Source organism: Gammaproteobacteria bacterium, from assembly GCA_029881255.1.
In the GTDB taxonomy this organism is placed as follows: domain Bacteria; phylum Pseudomonadota; class Gammaproteobacteria; order S012-40; family S012-40; genus JAOUMY01.
On the sequence record JAOUMY010000010.1, the window covers coordinates 25,685 to 43,637 of the forward strand.

The window sequence follows — 17,953 nt, forward strand, 5'->3', positions numbered from 1 at the left end:
GCAGATTCCCGTTCAGCAATTGCAGCGAGTATGGCCGGAGGTAATCTGGTCGAGTTAAGACAGCGACTTTTCTTTGTCATTGGCGCATTAATCGTATTTCGAATTGGCGCCCATATTCCAGTTCCCGGAATAGATCCTGTCGCACTCGCGCAATTGTTTGAACAGCAAAAAGGCACAATTCTGGACATGTTTAACATGTTTTCCGGGGGGGCGCTGGGGCGTTTGTCGGTGTTTGCTCTGGGTGTAATGCCGTATATCTCGGCATCAATTATCGTTCAGTTGCTTTCATCAGTTTGGCCAAAACTTGAACAGATAAAGAAAGAAGGTGAGTCGGGACGTCGCAAAATTACACAGTATACGCGGTATCTCACCGTGGTTCTGGCGACGTTTCAATCTATTGGGGTTTCGATTGCCCTACAAAGTCAGCGCATTGGCAATGTGTCTGTGGTAATCGAGCCAGGCCCATTGTTTGTGTTTACGGCAGTGGTCACGCTAGTCTGTGGCACTATCTTCTTAATGTGGCTGGGTGAGCAAGTTACAGAGAGAGGAATTGGAAACGGTATATCGCTGATAATTTTTGCCGGGATCGTAGCCGGATTGCCATCTGCCATCGGTGGCACTATGGAACTAGGGCGTACCGGGGAGCTTAACTGGTTTACCATTTTGTTCCTGTTCTTGATTGCTGCAGCGGTAACGTTCTTCGTAGTCTTTGTGGAAAGAGGGCAGCGTCGTATTACCGTTAACTACGCCAAACGCCAGGTAGGCAACAAATTGTATTCGGGCGGAACGAGCTATTTTCCGCTCAAAGTAAATATGGCTGGTGTTATACCGCCGATATTTGCTTCCAGTGTGATTTTATTTCCGGCAACAATGGCTGGATGGTTCGGAAGCGGTTCAGAATCGTTGGAGTGGTTAAAAGACCTAGCTCAGGCGATTTCGCCGGGCCAGCCACTTTATGTAATGTTATACGCATTTGCGATTATATTTTTCTGCTTTTTCTATACGGCATTGGTGTTCAATCCGAAAGAAACTGCAGACAACTTAAAGCGCTCCGGCGCCTTTATACCGGGTGTTCGTCCAGGCGAGCATACCGCAAAACACATAGACAACATCATGTCGCGGCTCACGCTAGCTGGCGCGATCTACATCACCGCGGTGTGTCTATTGCCTGAATTTTTGATTTTGTATTGGAATGTACCATTCTATTTTGGCGGAACGTCATTGCTCATCGTTGTGGTGGTTGTTATGGATTTTATGTCACAAATTCAAGCACATATGATGTCTCACCAATATGAGGGTTTAATGAAGAAGGCCAACCTTAAAAGCCATGGACGTAGTGGCTTACGTTAGGTGAACCAGTTGTATTGATGAGGATATAGCGATGAAGGTAAGAACGTCCGTTAAGAAATTGTGCCGCCACTGTCACGTGGTGAAACGTAAAGGCGTAGTGCGAGTAATCTGCAAAGATGCGCGCCATAAGCAACGTCAGGGCTAATGTCGGATTTCCTATTCCGGCTTGATTTAACTATTTGAAAAGAGTAGAATTCGGCGGCTTTAGCCCGTCGAAATGTGGAGATTGAAATGGCGCGTATAGCGGGTATAAATATTCCTACGCAAAAACATACAGTTATCGCTTTGCGGTCAATTTATGGTATTGGATCGACACGTGCAAAATTAATTTGTAACGCGGCTGGTATTAGTCCGCAGACCAAAGTGCGCGATCTAAATGAAGATCAGTTGGAAACGCTTCGCACAGAAGTGGGTAAATTTACTGTCGAAGGTGACTTACGTCGTGAAGTTTCCATGAATATCAAGCGACTCATGGACTTAGGATGTTATCGTGGAATTCGTCATCGTCGCGGTCTGCCATTACGCGGCCAACGCACTCGAACTAACGCACGTACCCGTAAAGGGCCACGGCGCGCCATCAAGAAATAACTAAGATTCGGAACCAGGTAAGATTATGGCAAAGGCTTCAGCAAAAACTCGTAAACGCGTCAAAAAGAATGTATCGGACGCTCTGGCACATATCCATGCGTCGTTTAACAACACTATCGTTACCATAACCGATCGCCAGGGCAATACTTTGTCTTGGGCGACATCAGGTGGTTCTGGATTTCGTGGATCGCGTAAAAGTACACCGTTTGCTGCACAGGTAGCATCCGAACGTGCGGCACGTGCAGCACAGGAATTTGGTGTAAAGAATGTTGATGTCTTTGTCAAAGGACCGGGACCAGGTAGAGAGTCAGCGGTACGCGCATTGAATCTCGTTGGTTTCAAAATTAACAATATTACGGACGTAACGCCTATTCCTCATAACGGCTGTCGTCCTCCTAAGAAACGTAGAGTATAGGCAGGAGTTAAGCTGTGGCTAGATATATCGGTGCAAAGTGTCGTCAATGCCGTAGGGAAGGCACAAAGCTTTTCTTGAAGGGCGACAAATGTTTTAGCGATAAGTGTCCTATGGAAAATCGACCTTTCCCACCGGGGCAGCATGGACAGCGACGCGCCAGATTGTCGGACTATGCAACTCAGTTGCGTGAAAAGCAGAAAGTTCGGCGAATTTATGGCGTTTTGGAAAGCCAATTTCGCCTTTATTATAAAGAGGCGGACCGCCGTAAAGGTTCAACAGGTGAGAATTTGTTGCAGCTGCTTGAATGCCGTTTGGACAATGTAGCGTTCAGAATGGGCTTTGGAGCATCGCGCACAGAAGCAAGACAATTGGTGCGCCATAACGGTGTTACTGTTAATGGTAAAAAGGTCAATATCCCCTCATACCAGGTAAAACCAAACGATGTTGTAGCCATAGCAGATGGTGCGAAAAATCAGTTACGCGTCAAAGCTTCGCTTGAAAGTGCAGAGCAACGTGGATTTTCTGATTGGGTAAGTGTAGACGCCAAAAAGATGGAAGGAACATTTAGAAGTATTCCTGAGCGATCGGAATTACCCACGGATATCAATGAGCAACTGATTGTTGAATTGTACTCCAAGTAATAATTGAGAGAGGAACTTGCATGCAAGGCGGACTAGGAGACTTACTTAAACCCCGTTTGGTTGAAGTGCAGAAGGCGTCTGATACCAGAGCAAAAATTACGCTAGAGCCTCTCGAGCGTGGTTTCGGGCATACGTTAGGCAATGCGTTGAGACGTATTTTATTGTCTTCTATGCCGGGCTGTTCGGTCACCGAAGTAGAAATCGATGGCGTTTTGCATGAGTACAGCACAATCGAAGGCGTGCAGGAAGACGTTATCGAGATAATGCTTAATCTAAAAGAATTGGCCATAATTCTGCACACGCGTGACGAAGCTACTTTGACATTAAGCAAGAAAGGTCCCGGTCCTGTTACAGCCGGTGATATTACACTTGATCACGATGTAGAAGTAATTAAGCCGGATCAGGTTATCGCGAACCTGACTAAGTCAGGCGAATTGAATATGTCTATCAAGATTGCACGTGGACGTGGCTACCAGCCCGCGAGCTCACGTGGTGGGGATGAGGATCGTCCTATCGGAAGATTGCAATTGGACGCATCTTTTAGCCCAGTCAGAAAAGTAGCCTATGTGGTCGATAGTGCCCGCGTTGATCAAAGAACTGACCTCGATAAATTGATTATAGAGTTAGAGACCAACGGAACAATTGATCCGGAAGAAGCAATTCGTCATGCAGCAACCATACTGCAAGACCAGTTGACGCACTTTATTGATCTAAAAGGAACAACTGAAGAGCGTCCGCGTCAGGAAGAGCCAGAAGTTGATCCAATACTGTTGCGGCCTGTTGATGATCTCGAACTTACAGTTAGATCAGCGAATTGCCTAAAAGCAGAGAATATCTATTACATCGGTGATTTGATTCAGCGTACAGAAGTAGAGCTGTTAAAAACGCCAAATCTTGGTAAGAAGTCTTTGACAGAAATAAAAGACGTTCTTGCCTCAAAAGGGTTGTCATTGGGTATGCGTCTTGAAAATTGGCCTCCGGCGCAAATCAAGGATCGCTCAAAAGAAACAGCCTAAAGCACACAATACGTTTTTATAGGTAAGAGACAATGCGTCATAGAAATATAGGAAGACAGTTAGGCCGTACCAGTTCTCATCGTAAAGCGATGTTACAGAACATGGCGGTATCGCTGTTCAAGCACGAAACAATCAAAACTACGGTCGCCAAGGCGAAAGAATTGCGAAGCGTAGTAGAGCCGTTAATCACACGCGCAAAGACGGACAGTGTAGCCAATCGACGTGTTGTTTTTTCCCGAATTCGCGACAAAGCAATGACTGGTAAGTTGTTTACCGATCTCGGTCCGCGCTTCAAGAGCCGTCCAGGTGGTTATATACGAATCGTACGCTGTGGTTTCCGCGCAGGTGACTCTGCTCCCATGGCAATAGTGCAATTAGTTGATCAAGCAGATAGTGCAGCCGAAACAACTTCTGCTTAGAATATTTAAAAATTCGATTAAAAGAAACGGCGCGTGTTCTACACGCGCCGTTTTTTTTTAACTAAAAAAGTTCAAGGAGCAGAAGATGATCGTGACTTTCACTGATTTTGGCTGGCGTGGACCCTATATCGGAGAGTTAGAGTTATGCCTGAGTCGTGCTAAAGTACCAGTCATCCATCTTTTTAGAGATGCCCCTCGTTTTAATCCAGGTCTTTCAGCGCATCTGATAGCGCCTTTTGTGTCAAGGTTTCCAAAACACACAGTTTTTCTTGGTGTGGTTGACCCAGGTGTTGGTACTGATTCGCGCAATCCGGTTGTTTTGTTTGCGGATGATCAATGGTTCGTTGGTCCGGGAAATGGTTTGTTTGATGTGATTGCGGCGCGTGCGACAAGTCAGGTTTGGTTTGATATACACTGGCGTCCAGAGCAGCTATCAAGTACTTTTCATGGCCGGGATCTGTTCGCGCCAATTGCCGTACATATTGCGCAAAAACATAATGTCGACACGGTTTGCAAAGAAAACAGTCTGCGCTTAGACGCGTCTTTTGGAAAAGGGATTAATCGCATTATTTACATAGACTCGTTTGGAAACTGCATCACAGGCGTAAGAGCGGAAGATCTGACCTCAGGTAGTACTATATCTGTGAATGGGCGACAAATTCGAATGATGGCAACATTTGGCGATGTTGCACAAGGTGAGGCACTTTGTTTTTTTAATTCAAGTGGACTCTTAGAGATAGCAGTAAACCAAGGTAGTGCGGAAGAAAAATTGGGATTGCGCGTTGGGTCAGATATTGAATTTATATAGACTACGTCGGACTACGCCAGCCACACTTTGTAAGTTTTACTTCCGTGTGAATATTCGAATACATTTTGCGGTGCTATACCGCTCTTTTTTACCCGGTCGAGAATTTGTTTCAAATTTATATCAGTGCTTGCATTTAGCTGCTCCAAAACTTCTTGGGGCATGATGTCCTCAATCTCTAGAATAGCGTTCGCAGGCAAGTGTACGCCGACTGTTTGTCGAGTGTTTTCCCATACTTCCACCTCTAGCGTCTTAGCCAGCGCACGCGTTGAAGTGGCGAGTATTTGAAGGTCATCAGAAATAGGGGGGAGTTGAAAATTTCGCGCTGTGTGTGCTAAATCGGCACCTACAGCTTCGATTAATAGAGAGTACCAATCTGAAAATGCTTTTATAGTTACTAGATTTTGGCAAAGTCCCTGAAATGCACGAATGAGCAAAAACAGTTCAGCGGGCCCTGAGGACCTAAACCACCATTTTTCCTCTCCTAAAAGACTATCAAGCCCCTTTTGAACATGCCAGTCCACCACTCGGAAACGTCCATCTGCGAGAAAAGGGCGAAAAAGAACCTGGCACATCATCGGTAAAGCGTGATGTATATAGGAAAGCTTTTTACCGTCGAAACCCATTGCAACAAAGCATTGCATAGGCGAGATAGGCGTTTCTTCCTTTAGTGCGATTAAAAGTTTCAGTAGGGCAAGACGCGCTGTCCGCGGTATGGGCACGGTACAACCATAATCGAGCAATATGACTTCGGGGTTATTTTGTGATCGCTTTCTGTAAAAGCTATTTCCAATATGGGGATCACCATGAATCTCGCCGTGCACAAAAAGACTTTTAAATAACGTTTTTATTAGTATGCGCGCCACCGACTGTCGTTCTTCACTTGGCCAGTTTTCGATTTCTGTAATATTTTGCCCCTGTTCCCAGCTCTGTACCAAAACCTTTTCTGAACACAGCTCCTCGTATATTTTGGGCACAACAAGTCCGTCAACGCGTACTCCCTCGCAGAACTCTTTTTGCCTCTTAGCCTCCGAGCGATAGTCTAATTCTTTCGCCATATTTTTCCGGAGTTCAAGTTTATAGTTCTCGAGATTGAATCCCCATTTACGAACTGGCCCCATGCCTGGTAAGAGACCGGCTATCTTCAATTCACCTTCAACGGCGTCTTGTATGTTGGGGTATTGTATTTTTACAGCCACTTGTTCGCCGGTCTTCAATATTGCTTGATGAACCTGACCGAGTGAAGCGGCTGCATTCGCTTCCTCAATAGACTGAAATACATTTTCCACAGGTTGCCCCAGCGATTTCTGCAGGATGGGAAGCATGGTTTCGAGTGGATAGGGCTCTATATTGTCGAGGAGTTGGCGATAGGGTGAGCCCTCTGAATCGACCAGAAGTTGTCCGACCTTCATCATAATGCCACGGGCATTGGCAAATAGATTTGCCAATGCTTTGCGCGCGATTTCCTTTTTACGGTCATCGTCAGAGAGGCGTATTTGAGCGGCAGCCAGCCCAGCCTTGCCCAAGATGACGCCGCGTTTAAAGCCTTCTAACATGCCTGGCTTATCCTGTCTTCATCTGCCCAGAGTGGTAACAGAGTCGGGATTCTAGATTCAGGCTTCTCGGGATGAAATAGGAAGCACCTATTTAGCGGCCACTGTCTTTCTCCAAAATAGTCGATATAACGTGAAGTCCAGTGGCTCCAAACGCGCTCCCTTTTGTTGGCCCAGGCCCACGTTACTGCGGACAACGCTTCAAATGTATGTTGTGTATGTTTGCTATGTATAGCGTTGCTCTCAAAGGTCCACAAAGGCTCCTTTCTGCCTTCGTCATACGGGTCGACAAAGACGCGTATGCGTTGCAAGCCTGTGCTCTTGTTATCCACCACAGGTGACTCTAGGATTATATCCAGGCGATCTCGATAGCGTTTTTGTTGTACTCTTCCCAGGCTGATGGTCAGGGCTTCAAACGACGATCCGTCACTATCTGTAATTTCCTGTACAAAGAGAAAGCCCATCAAATGGTTTTGATCGAGTAGCAGTTCATGGACCACGGAAATGACTTCTTCTGGAATGCCTATGCATTCATTTTCCAAAATACGGATTGACTCGGATATCAGTTCTAGATCCTCACATGGCCGCACTCTTAGACTTAACGTGTTTAGAACGCCGTCCTTGTTCCACGGGCGAGACCAACCATATTTCCTGGTGCTACGGTATCTTTCCATTGCCCGCATGAGCAATCGTAAGACCCCGGGCCTCTGCGTCTGTTTACTCAGGATGTCTCTGATTCCGTTGTACTGTGACTCACTGTCTATTGTGTATTCGTCTTTGGGGGCCATTACTGGTTTTGCCTTTGCTATTTATAGTCAGGAGAACGTTTTTGCGAATGTTGCAATGACGGTGCCGTATAGCGACTTTTGTCAACAAAGCGAGGGGGAATAGGTTTGCGGAGGCATTTATTACGAGATGGTAATAGCGAAAAAAATACGGAAATTAGCAGGGTGGAATTGAGCGATAGCGTTATTTTTCAATCAATTAGCTTTTGTAAAATGAATTGAAAATGAAAAACCTTATTTGAATATTAAGCCCTTCGTAAGACTGTGCTGTCTTACTTATGCCAAGTCAGTTTTTATGCAGAATTAGCTGTTGACAGGTTCTTTGGCGCTGCCTTACCCTGACCCAACAAATATTAAAAAATTCTCCACGGGGAGGGAGATATGTTTAATCCGACACAATTGGGTGCGCGTACGCGTGCACCAATCAAGGCATTTTTGTTTTTAACTCTTGGCGCAAGCTTGGCGTCTTGTTCCTATCTTGGTTATGAAGAAGCCGGTTTGAGTGAACAAGATTTGCTAATCCAGGAACTCGATAATAACCAAATGGTGTGGGCGCAATCGGGTGTATCGGCATACAGCTTTGATATCGAAAAAGACTGTGACTGTCCTGATGAAATAAAGTCATCGCAGAAAATGACTATCCAGAGCGACGAGGCTCTGGAAGATAAAGAAGAGTTAGAAGCGGAGATTGATGCGGCGGCAGAAAAGGTTCGTGGCAAGATTGTAGCGCGTGAAGGCAGCGACAATAATCGTGCGCAGGCAAATCAATCTGTGCGTATGGAAACGGTTTTCTCTGATTTACGTCAAGCCATTCAGCAAGGATCAGTAAGAAGCGTTAATTACGATTCGCGATATGGATACCCCCAGACAGTTGTCTTGAATAACCAGTTCAGACAGTCTGGCGACGATAATGGCTCTTTTAGAGTTAATGGTTCGAACAACGGCGACAATCGCTCTTTCAATACGTCTGCTGACGATGATGGCCGTGGTTTTAACAATGGCTTTACTGTCCGCACCAATAATTTTCAGGTTCGTCGCAGCGATGATGGCCGTCAAAACATTCCTCTTAGCGGGCAACTGATTCGCCAGGATAGTGATGATGCTAACCGCGTTGCTAACCCTTACTGGCTTGTTAGTAATGATGGACGCTGGAATCAATTGAATGTTTCAGGCGATTTGGACAATCAATTCAGAGGCCTGCAAAATCGCTCATTCGTTCAACTAAATGGCCAATGGTTTCCTGGCGGAGCTAGTGGTCAAGGTGTATACATTCCGAACCAATTTCAAGTGCGGACAGACAGCGATGATAATCCCTTCCGTAATAACTTGAATGGAACCTTGTATTACTCAGTTGCCAACAACACATCTTACGATCTTGATGATTTTTATGTTAGCGACGATAGAGGCCGTAATGTCTTTTTGAACGTCCCTGCGAACCTGCGCAATCAAGCACTCGCCCTTTCAGGCCAACGAGTTAATCTTCAAGGTAACTGGTCGACAAACTATCTCGATCAAAATGCGCGTTTTAGTCCTAATGCATTCAATTCATTTGTCGCCAATGTACGTTCCTTTCGCGGTATTCTGAATCGACCAAATACCTATCCCGTCCCCGGTGTTTTGCAAAATAACTACCTGCTTGTAGATGACTTCGGTGGAGTTCAGGAAGTTGAGATTCCTGCGAACCTGATCAACAATCTGGCTTATCTGATCGGTCAGCGTGTTGAAATACAGGGTTCGAATATCTATTCCGGATATTATGGACAGCAGCGTGTTTATGCGCAGTCGGTTAGGCCGCTTCAGAATATTTTCACCAACAGCGTGGTGACTGGCGTCATCAGTACCATGTTGAGCTCTGGCGGGTATAGCAATATAGATCAGGTATTATTGCAAACCGATCAGGGAACCTCGATTACCGTGCAGATTCCTTCGATCTATCGTAATCCATACAATACTTTGAGTGCAGGTATGCGCGTTCAAGTAAATGGGGCGTGGATTTCATCCGCATCGTATGGCAGCCAGGGTATTTTTGAGGCGCGGTCCCCAGTTCAGATTGTGAACTACGGATACAGCACAGCTACAACATATAGTGGTTACATCAATAATCTCGGGGCGTCCTTTGGTGGCGGCGTGAGTTGTACTGGTGCGCAAAACAACTACAGCTTCACCACTGACAACGGCCAGGTTTTGCAGTTGTACGTCAGTAATACGACACGCGTAAATGGACTCGCAAATGGACTGGTAAATATTCCTTATCAGTCACGCGTTCAGGTGTCTGGCACTATGCTCTCTCCCGGTGTATTGCAGGCCAATACGATCGATGTATACCAGCAAAACAACACAACAATTGTTGGTACCATTATTGAGATTGGTGCGCCTAGTGGAACATTTACCTGTACAGGCCAGTTGTTGAGCTATCGCTTGCTCGATCAATACGGCAATGCCTATTCGATTACTGTTTCACCTAGTAGCCAGGTGCAAGGTAGCCAGGGCACTAGCTTCCTGCGTATCGGTGACTATGTTCGTGTAACGGGTTCTTCAACCAATAACGGATATGGGTCAACTTTCTATGCGCGTCAGATCACTGCGATTTCAGTGGCGACGCCGGGAAGTGCGCTTCCGTTTCCCGGAACTATACCTGTGACCTATCCTAATCCTTTCACTGGTTCTCTGACTTCTTTCATGGGAACCGTGACTGGCTTGGATTGTTCCACTGGCCTGGATGAAACCTACATCTTTATAGATCAGTCAGGCGCGTTGTATAAGTTGCGCGTGAATATGAATCTGCTCGCAACAGGTATGCTGATCGATGTAGGTACTCAATTGTCGGTTACTGGCTCACTGGTTAATAACGAAATTGTTGCACAACAAATCAACCCAATTGCAACATTTGCCGACCCGGTCAACCGCGTTCCACTATATGGAACTATTATGTCTCTGACTAATAGCGTCCAAACAACGTGTGGATTCCCGGTCAACACCTACCAGTTCCGAACTGACAATGGTCAGATCATGCAACTACGTATAACTAACGAAGCCGCTATGCATCAGCCAACGCAATTCGACAATGGTACACGTCTCGTTGTCGTGCGTCGCGTGAGTGGTGCTAACCCACAAATCGTGGATGCGCTCGAAGTTCAATACTCCCCGATCGTCGGTGCTGGTCTGCCGGTGAACTTTGGAGTTGGTGGTCAACCGATTTCGGTCACTGGTACGATCACTTCGGTTGGTTGTACTAACGAATACTACTTCGTCGATCAAAATGGTACTGGCTATCAGTTACAGATGAACAACTCTTCGTTGCCGTCTACCGCCTTACTATCTGTTGGTACGAAGTTGAGTGTTACCGGGCAGATTCTCGGTAATCGTTTGGTGGCAACCAGCGTTTATCCGAACACTTTGCCTGTGTATACGCCACCACCACCACCGGTTTCCGGAACGATCACAAATTTGATCAATACGGTAACGCTTAGCTGTGGGGTCACAATCAATACATATAACTTCCAGAATGACAACGGTCGCGTACAACGTCTTCGCATCGGAAGTTCAGTCGGTGGATTGTTACCAGGACAAACAGCTACAGGTTCAAGGCTCTATATCTCCAACCGCATAGAGTCATTTGATGGGCAGGTGATAGACGCGCTCAGCGTTAGCCAACAGAGCTACTTTTACTGATTTGACCCCGGATGCGCTGGAGAAACTCACAGTTACTTCAGCGCGTCCACTTAGAGGTTAAATCGAATTAAGTCTACAAATATTGTCTAAGAAATCGCCCGGTATGAGAATGATCGTACCTGGCGATTTCTTCTGGCGTTCCTGCAGCGATAATCTTGCCGCCTTCGTTTCCACCCTCAGGGCCTAAGTCGATAACCCAGTCAGCTGTTTTAATGACATCAAGATTGTGCTCAATAATCACAACCGTATTTCCCTGGTCTCGAAGTCGGTGTAAGACTTCCAGTAATTGCTGTACATCATGAAAATGTAGACCGGTTGTTGGTTCGTCAAGAATGTAAAGCGTATTGCCGGTATCACGCTTGGACAGTTCTTTTGCAAGTTTTACGCGTTGCGCCTCTCCCCCGGAGAGTGTGGTAGCGCTTTGACCCAGACGGATATAGGAAAGCCCTACCTCGATCAGTGTTTGTAGCTTGCGTGCAATCACCGGTATGTTCTCAAAGAACTTCAGCGCGTCTTCCACCGTTAACTCCAGTGCCTGGTTGATACTCAGTCCCTTGTATTTAATTTCCAGGGTCTCCCGGTTATAACGTTTTCCTTTGCACACGTCGCATTGCACATAGACATCGGGAAGAAAATGCATCTCAACCTTGATTAATCCGTCGCCCTGGCATGCCTCACACCGGCCCCCTTTTACATTAAAGCTATATCTGCCGGGACCATAACCTCTTGCACGCGACTCGGGTGTGTTGGAGAATAATTCTCGTAAGGGCGTGAATAGTCCAGTGTAAGTTGCAGGATTAGATCGGGGTGTGCGTCCTATCGGACTTTGATCGATATCAATTACTTTGTCGAAATGACTCAATCCCTCGATACGTTCAAAAGGAGATGGGTCGAGACTAGCCCTGTTTATCGCTTGTGCTGCATAGGGATAAAGTGTGTCATTGATCAAAGTGGATTTGCCCGAGCCGGAAACACCAGTGACGCAGGTGAGCAAGCCAATAGGAATTTCGGTCGTCACATGACAAAGATTATTTCCACTTGCACCGATAATGCGTAGCATGCGATGTTTGTTTGGTGTCATTCGTTTTCGAGGAATAGCAATTTTCAAAGTTCCATTCAGGTACTGTCCAGTCAACGAGTTTTTGTTTGCTGCAACGGCATCAGGAGTACCTTGCGCAACGACTTCTCCGCCGTGCACGCCAGCTCCTGGGCCAATGTCAATTACATAATCGGCACACCGTATAGCGTCTTCATCATGTTCTACGACGATTACCGTATTACCAAGATCTCGCAAATACTTGAGTGTTGTCAACAAACGCTCATTGTCCCTTTGGTGTAAACCGATTGATGGTTCGTCGAGCACATACATTACACCAACTAATCCGGCGCCAATCTGGCTAGCAAGGCGGATTCGTTGCGCTTCGCCGCCTGATAAGGTATCAGCTCGTCTGTCCAGACTGAGATAATTTAAACCAACATTGACTAGAAACTGGAGTCGCTGCTTTATTTCTTTGATAATTTTTTCGGCTATTTTTGCGCGAGCACCTTCAAACTGTAGTTGTTGAAAAAAATCGTGTGCAACGCCGATAGGCATATGGGTGACCTGTGGGAGGGCATGATTGTCAATGAAGACATTGCGTGCCTCACGGTTCAGTCGAGTGCCTTCACAGTCTGGGCAAGGGTGAGTGCTAAGATATTTGCTCATTTCCTCGCGCACTGCACTGGAGTCTGTTTCGCGAAAACGTCTTTCCATATTTGGGATAATGCCCTCGAAAGGATGTTTTCTTTCGATTTTCTTGTTGCGTTCGCTTTGATAAGAAAAGCTAATTTCTTCGCTTCCGCTACCAAAAAGTACAATTTGACGTATCTCGTCGGGCAGTTCACCAAATGGTGTGTCGAGATCGAATTTAAAATGCGTTGCCAATGCATCCAGCAATGCGGAATAGAAACCGTTGCGTCTGTCCCAGTTTCGAATCGCGCCTTCGCTGAGACTTAATTCCGGGTGGGATACTACCCGCTTGGGATCGAAAAACTGTGTAACTCCCAGGCCGTCACAACTAGTACACGCTCCCGATGGATTGTTGAAAGAAAAAATTTTAGGTTCGAGTTCTTTCAGGCTGAATCCGCAGTGAGAACAGGCAAACTTCGCCGAGAAAGCTAGTTCCTTCTCTTTTTCATCGTCCAGTGATTGGATAATTGCTATTCCGTCGCTGAGTTGTAATGCCATCTCAAAAGACTCGGCGAGACGCTGTTTTATATCGTCGCGAATCTTGAAGCGATCAACAACAACTTCAATATTGTGTTTCTGATTCTTATCCAGCTCAGGGATGACATCGAGTTCGAAAACTTCGCCATCAATGCGTGCTCGCACAAAACCCTGGGAGCGCAATTCGCCCAGCAATTGAAGATGTTCGCCTTTTCGGTCGCGAACAATCGGCGCAAGCAACATATATCTGCCGCCTTCGGGGAGTTCAAGCGTATGATCGACCATCTGGCTTACGGTTTGTGCCTGTAGCACTGTGTTGTGGTCAGGGCAGCGCGGTTCACCGGCTCGTGCAAACAGTAAACGCAGGTAATCATATATTTCCGTGATCGTACCGACTGTCGAGCGAGGGTTATGCGACGTCGATTTTTGCTCAATAGATATCGCCGGCGATAGACCTTCAATATGATCTATATCGGGCTTCTCCATGACCGACAAAAATTGCCGAGCATAGCTGGACAGCGATTCAACATAACGGCGCTGTCCTTCCGCATAAATCGTGTCGAATGCAAGTGACGACTTGCCCGAACCGGACAGTCCGGTTAGTACCACAAGTTTGTCGCGAGGTATTTCGAGGTCGATATTCTTGAGATTGTGTGTTCGGGCACCGCGTAGGGTGATCTTGTCCATTGGAATTCCTGAGTCGAACCGAACCTGCTAATATACGGCGTTTCGCCGAATGATGCCAAAACGAATTATGCCGGCTTTGTTACAGGGCGCACATCAGGCATCAATAGCAAGTCAAGTTATAGGTATATTAGTGAAACAAGAACATACACAAAATGAGGATTTCGATCCGGATATCATGACCGGAACAGAAAAACGTGCATCCGTTTCACTGGCGATGATTTATTCCTTGCGTATGCTTGGTCTGTTCATGATATTGCCTGTTTTTGCACTCTATGCGCAGCATCTTGAAGGCACGACGCCCCTGTTGATTGGTGTTGCAATTGGGATATACGGTTTAACCCAGGCCTTTTTCCAGATTCCCTTTGGTATGGCGTCCGATCGTTTTGGACGCAAGAAAGTAATTGCCTTTGGCTTGCTGGTGTTTGCCGCGGGTAGTGTGGTAGCCGCCACAGCGGATAGCATGTGGGGCGTTATTGCGGGTCGGGCTTTGCAAGGTGCGGGCGCAATAGCCGCTGCGATTATGGCGCTTGCCGCAGATCTAACCCGTGAAGAGCACCGTACCAAAGCCATGGCGATGATCGGAGCCAGTATTGGATTGTCATTCGCCTTTTCTCTGGTCGCTGGTCCCGTCATCGATGGCTGGGTGGGAGTAAATGGGATCTTTTGGATTACTGCCGGTCTTGCCTTGGGCGGGATTGCTGTTCTGGCCTTTATTGTACCGACGCCAATAAATAGCCGTTTCCATCGTGACGCTGAACCCATCCCATCCCAATTTCGAACCGTGTTAGGGAATCCGGAATTGCTCAGGCTAGATGTGGGCATCTTTATATTGCATATGGCGTTGACGGCCAGTTTCGTCGTTTTGCCCCTGGTCTTGCGCGACAATCTGGGATTGGCGTCTTCTGAACATTGGAAAATCTACCTGCCGGTCTTGTTGTTGGCGTTAGTGGTAATGGTGCCCTTTGTCATCATCGCCGAGAAAAAACGGCGTATGAAACAGGTATTCGTCAGCTCGATACTGATGCTTGCGGCTGGTGAGTTTGTCTTTTTGGTGGGTGCTGACTCACTTGCTATTGTTGTACTGGCGCTGCTTACTTTTTTTATTGGCTTTAACGTGCTGGAAGCGACACTGCCTTCGCTGATCTCGAAAACGGCGCCGCCGGATATTAAGGGGACGGCCATGGGAGTTTATTCGAGTTCGCAGTTTTTCGGCGCGTTTTGCGGTGGCGGGATAGGCGGCTGGATACATGGCCAATTTGGCATTCAAGGCGTGTTTCTTTTTATTCTGATGGCTTTAATGCTGTGGTTTGCAGTGGCCGCGACGATGAAAAATCCCCGTTATCTTGCGAGTTATATGGTGAATATCGGTAAAGTCGATGATGAGACTGCCCGTCGGCTTGTTGGTGAGCTGACCGCAGTTACTGGGGTTGCCGAGGCCGTGGTGATAGCGGAAGAAGGTATTGCTTATCTGAAAGTAGATATTCACGCCCTGGATAAACAACAGTTGAAGCGTTTTAGTCAGGTGTAGTGGTGACAATCATATCGCCAATATTCGGTGCCGTTTAGACAATAGTGGACCGTCGTTGGCGCCGGTATGGTATGATGCCCGAATCTCTATTGGGATGAAAATAATAATATAAAAAATTCAATAAGTTATTATGCGAGGTGTATATGGCGCGAGGAATCAATAAAGTAATCATTATCGGAAATCTGGGTAATGATCCGGATATCAGATACATGCCAAGTGGTGGCGCTGTGGCGAATCTGAGTATTGCCACTTCAGAAAGTTGGAAAGACAAGAATTCAGGTGAACCCCAGGAGCGGACCGAGTGGCATCGAGTAGTGTTATTTGGACGTCTTGGTGAAATTGCAGGTGAATATCTGCGCAAAGGTTCCAAGGTCTATGTTGAAGGCCGTTTGCAGACGCGTAAATGGCAGGACCAAAATGGACAGGACCGTTATACAACGGAAATCATCGCTAACGATCTGCAAATGCTTGATAGTCGTGGTGGTGCAGGTGATCAAGCCTTTAGTGGCAGTGGCATGGCAAATCAACAGCCACGTGGCCAGTCTTCGGCGCCCTCAAACCGTTCTCAGCCGCAGGCAGCGCCAGCTGGAGACTTTGGCGATTTCGATGACGACATCCCGTTTTAGGTCGCGACAATCGTATAACAAAAAAGGGACAGCAATACTGTCCCTTTTTTTATTCAGTCGATATTTGCAAACGATTTACGATTAAACCAAAAAAATTATCATTCCCGGAAAACTTCCAGCCTAACTGCAGTCCGCAGTTTTTACACACGATAATTTGCCAGTGATAGCCTGGAAACCAGGTGTCTTGTGGTGTGCGTAATCCTTGCGTGCGACAGTTTTCCACCTCCGAAAAACAGGCGATATGAAAGGTGATGGCTGCAGGGTTGGTGAAGCTGTGTGTGAAATCGCCTGCTATAACAACGCGAAAATGTGGCGACGTGATTAGTGTGTTGCAAGCAATGCAGCATAAGTTGTCATTATGTTCGGAATGTAGCGACATATCTGCTGGTGAGAAAAGACGCGTGTTTCTCTCCAATATTTTTTGCTTTAAAAGATGTATTGAATTCATGGTGGTAATTGTGAATCAGTTAAATTGATTTAGTATGCGCAAAAAAATATATTTCGCAAGTAACATGTAAAGTGAAAACGTCAGAAATATATACCTTCATTCATGAATAGTAATTTTTGCATGGGTTTATATTGGTATCTACAAAACTCAACGATGCTCTTTGCGTGTCAGTTGGGATGTTATAACGATGAGGATGTAAGCCTAGCAATGCTTACTCTCTCTGCAAGGAGAAGTATGCTTGCTGCGAGTCGTGTGCTAATTCGTTTGTGGATGGTAATTGCCGAGTGTTGGGCAAGAATCTAATGATGATATGCGTGATTAGAATTGGAGATGCGGAGATAGTTTAGCGATTAAGGCATGACTGTCGTTTTTAGTCGGATTTGGATTTCGTGTAGGTGACGCGGTTACACTTTCTAACTGCTCGCGGAAAAAATTCAGTTTTCACAACACAAAGGTGCGTAGGTAAAGACTATGCGCAAAATTGGAAATACGACAGATGGATTGCCAGTAAGAAATTTACGTTCTACACTGCCAAGTATTACAGGAACGTTGTAACAAAAGGAGTTCATGACATGATGCGGCGTGAAACAACGACAATATTTTTTCTTCTCGGTGTCTTCATTACTTTTTTCAGTGCGTGTGGAGGCGGCGCGTCGGGTGATCCCGACAAGAATGAGATCATGCTTTATGTTAGTCTTGGGCCGAGTAGTCACTACCCAGAAAATGCCACTGACAACCAGGATCGAATTTTTAATTATTGGGGAAGAACCGTTAGGTTTTCTGTGCAAGGATTGGATGAAGATCTCAACAGTTCGATCAACCTGATAGCAACCAGCAATTTTGATTGGGAAGGTAGTAGTTACCAGGATGGTACGCTTTACGCAAACACCGTATTCAAGCTACAGACAAATGGCAAGTATCCTGGTGGTAGTTACAAGTTTAAATTCTATGTGGACTGGAATGACAATGCTGTGTTTGATGCAGGCGATGTGTTTATGGGAAGCTACAGTCTTTATGCAGACCAGGATGAAGATCCAAAGACGCCGATAACGAAAGTCGCAGCAGCGGATTGGGGAACACAAATCCGTTATGACGATTATGATAACTCCATCGTCGTCAACGACCCCCTGGATTCGACAACTGGCACGCCCTGGATAGTGCACAGTATTGGAGAAGGTGTGCTGCAAGTCTATTGAATCTAAGCCGTTTTCTTG

The 17,953-nt window shown here is 46.3% G+C and carries 15 protein-coding genes; 12 read left to right on the forward strand and 3 right to left on the reverse strand.

Annotation, left to right across the window (positions count from 1 at the left end; genetic code table 11):
* The first annotated feature begins 30 nt into the window (after positions 1-30).
* The 8 genes from secY to OEZ43_16470 all read left to right on the forward strand — a co-directional run bounded on the left by secY (position 31) and on the right by OEZ43_16470 (position 5,237).
* Positions 31-1,350: a preprotein translocase subunit SecY gene (gene secY, locus OEZ43_16435; GenBank protein ID MDH5547176.1), complete on the forward strand. Its 1,320-nt coding sequence runs from the start codon at positions 31-33 to the stop codon at positions 1,348-1,350.
* A 31-nt stretch (positions 1,351-1,381) separates the two neighbouring features.
* On the forward strand, positions 1,382-1,495 hold the full coding sequence (rpmJ, locus tag OEZ43_16440; GenBank protein MDH5547177.1) for a 50S ribosomal protein L36: 114 nt from the start codon (positions 1,382-1,384) through the stop codon (positions 1,493-1,495).
* 86 nt (positions 1,496-1,581) lie between these two features.
* The gene (rpsM, locus tag OEZ43_16445) at positions 1,582-1,938 is read left to right on the forward strand and encodes a 30S ribosomal protein S13 (GenBank protein ID MDH5547178.1); all 357 of its coding nucleotides are present in this window, start codon (positions 1,582-1,584) and stop codon (positions 1,936-1,938) included.
* Between the two features lie 25 nt (positions 1,939-1,963).
* Positions 1,964-2,353 carry a 30S ribosomal protein S11 gene (rpsK, locus tag OEZ43_16450; protein ID MDH5547179.1) on the forward strand — a complete coding sequence of 130 codons (390 nt, stop codon included), beginning with the start codon at positions 1,964-1,966 and terminating at the stop codon, positions 2,351-2,353.
* Between the two features lie 14 nt (positions 2,354-2,367).
* Positions 2,368-2,994, forward strand: a complete 627-nt coding sequence (rpsD, locus tag OEZ43_16455; protein ID MDH5547180.1) for a 30S ribosomal protein S4 — start codon at positions 2,368-2,370, stop codon at positions 2,992-2,994.
* Between the two features lie 20 nt (positions 2,995-3,014).
* Entirely contained in the window at positions 3,015-4,010 is a 996-nt protein-coding gene (rpoA, locus tag OEZ43_16460) for a DNA-directed RNA polymerase subunit alpha (GenBank protein ID MDH5547181.1), read from the forward strand.
* 32 nt (positions 4,011-4,042) lie between these two features.
* Positions 4,043-4,429, forward strand: a complete 387-nt coding sequence (gene rplQ / locus OEZ43_16465; protein MDH5547182.1) for a 50S ribosomal protein L17 — start codon at positions 4,043-4,045, stop codon at positions 4,427-4,429.
* A gap of 85 nt (positions 4,430-4,514) precedes the next feature.
* Positions 4,515-5,237 carry an SAM-dependent chlorinase/fluorinase gene (locus OEZ43_16470; protein ID MDH5547183.1) on the forward strand — a complete coding sequence of 241 codons (723 nt, stop codon included), beginning with the start codon at positions 4,515-4,517 and terminating at the stop codon, positions 5,235-5,237.
* Between the two features lie 11 nt (positions 5,238-5,248).
* On the opposite strand, the gene OEZ43_16475 is transcribed toward OEZ43_16470, so the two are convergent.
* Together OEZ43_16475 and OEZ43_16480 are read right to left on the reverse strand one after the other, a co-directional pair.
* Positions 5,249-6,790, reverse strand: coding sequence for an AarF/UbiB family protein (locus OEZ43_16475; protein MDH5547184.1), 1,542 nt, complete (start codon positions 6,788-6,790; stop codon positions 5,249-5,251).
* Complete coding sequence (locus OEZ43_16480; protein ID MDH5547185.1) at positions 6,784-7,575, reverse strand: hypothetical protein; 792 nt, start codon at positions 7,573-7,575, stop codon at positions 6,784-6,786. Before OEZ43_16480 ends, OEZ43_16475 begins: the two co-directional genes overlap by 7 nt.
* A gap of 378 nt (positions 7,576-7,953) precedes the next feature.
* Here OEZ43_16480 and OEZ43_16485 point away from each other — a divergent pair, with 378 nt between their 5' ends.
* Positions 7,954-11,244 (forward strand): DUF6174 domain-containing protein, encoded by a 3,291-nt coding sequence (locus OEZ43_16485; GenBank protein MDH5547186.1) that lies wholly within the window; start codon positions 7,954-7,956, stop codon positions 11,242-11,244.
* Between the two features lie 73 nt (positions 11,245-11,317).
* Here OEZ43_16485 and uvrA read toward each other — a convergent pair whose 3' ends face one another.
* Positions 11,318-14,137: an excinuclease ABC subunit UvrA gene (uvrA, locus tag OEZ43_16490; protein MDH5547187.1), complete on the reverse strand. Its 2,820-nt coding sequence runs from the start codon at positions 14,135-14,137 to the stop codon at positions 11,318-11,320.
* Between the two features lie 175 nt (positions 14,138-14,312).
* Here uvrA and OEZ43_16495 point away from each other — a divergent pair, with 175 nt between their 5' ends.
* The 3 genes from OEZ43_16495 (at position 14,313) to OEZ43_16505 (ending at position 17,935) form a co-directional block, all read left to right on the forward strand.
* A complete protein-coding gene (locus OEZ43_16495; protein MDH5547188.1) occupies positions 14,313-15,665 on the forward strand; it encodes an MFS transporter in 1,353 nt (450 codons plus the stop codon).
* Between the two features lie 143 nt (positions 15,666-15,808).
* Positions 15,809-16,291, forward strand: a complete 483-nt coding sequence (gene ssb, locus OEZ43_16500) for a single-stranded DNA-binding protein (protein MDH5547189.1) — start codon at positions 15,809-15,811, stop codon at positions 16,289-16,291.
* Between the two features lie 1,020 nt (positions 16,292-17,311).
* On the forward strand, positions 17,312-17,935 hold the full coding sequence (locus OEZ43_16505) for a hypothetical protein (GenBank protein ID MDH5547190.1): 624 nt from the start codon (positions 17,312-17,314) through the stop codon (positions 17,933-17,935).
* Positions 17,936-17,953 lie beyond the last annotated feature (18 nt).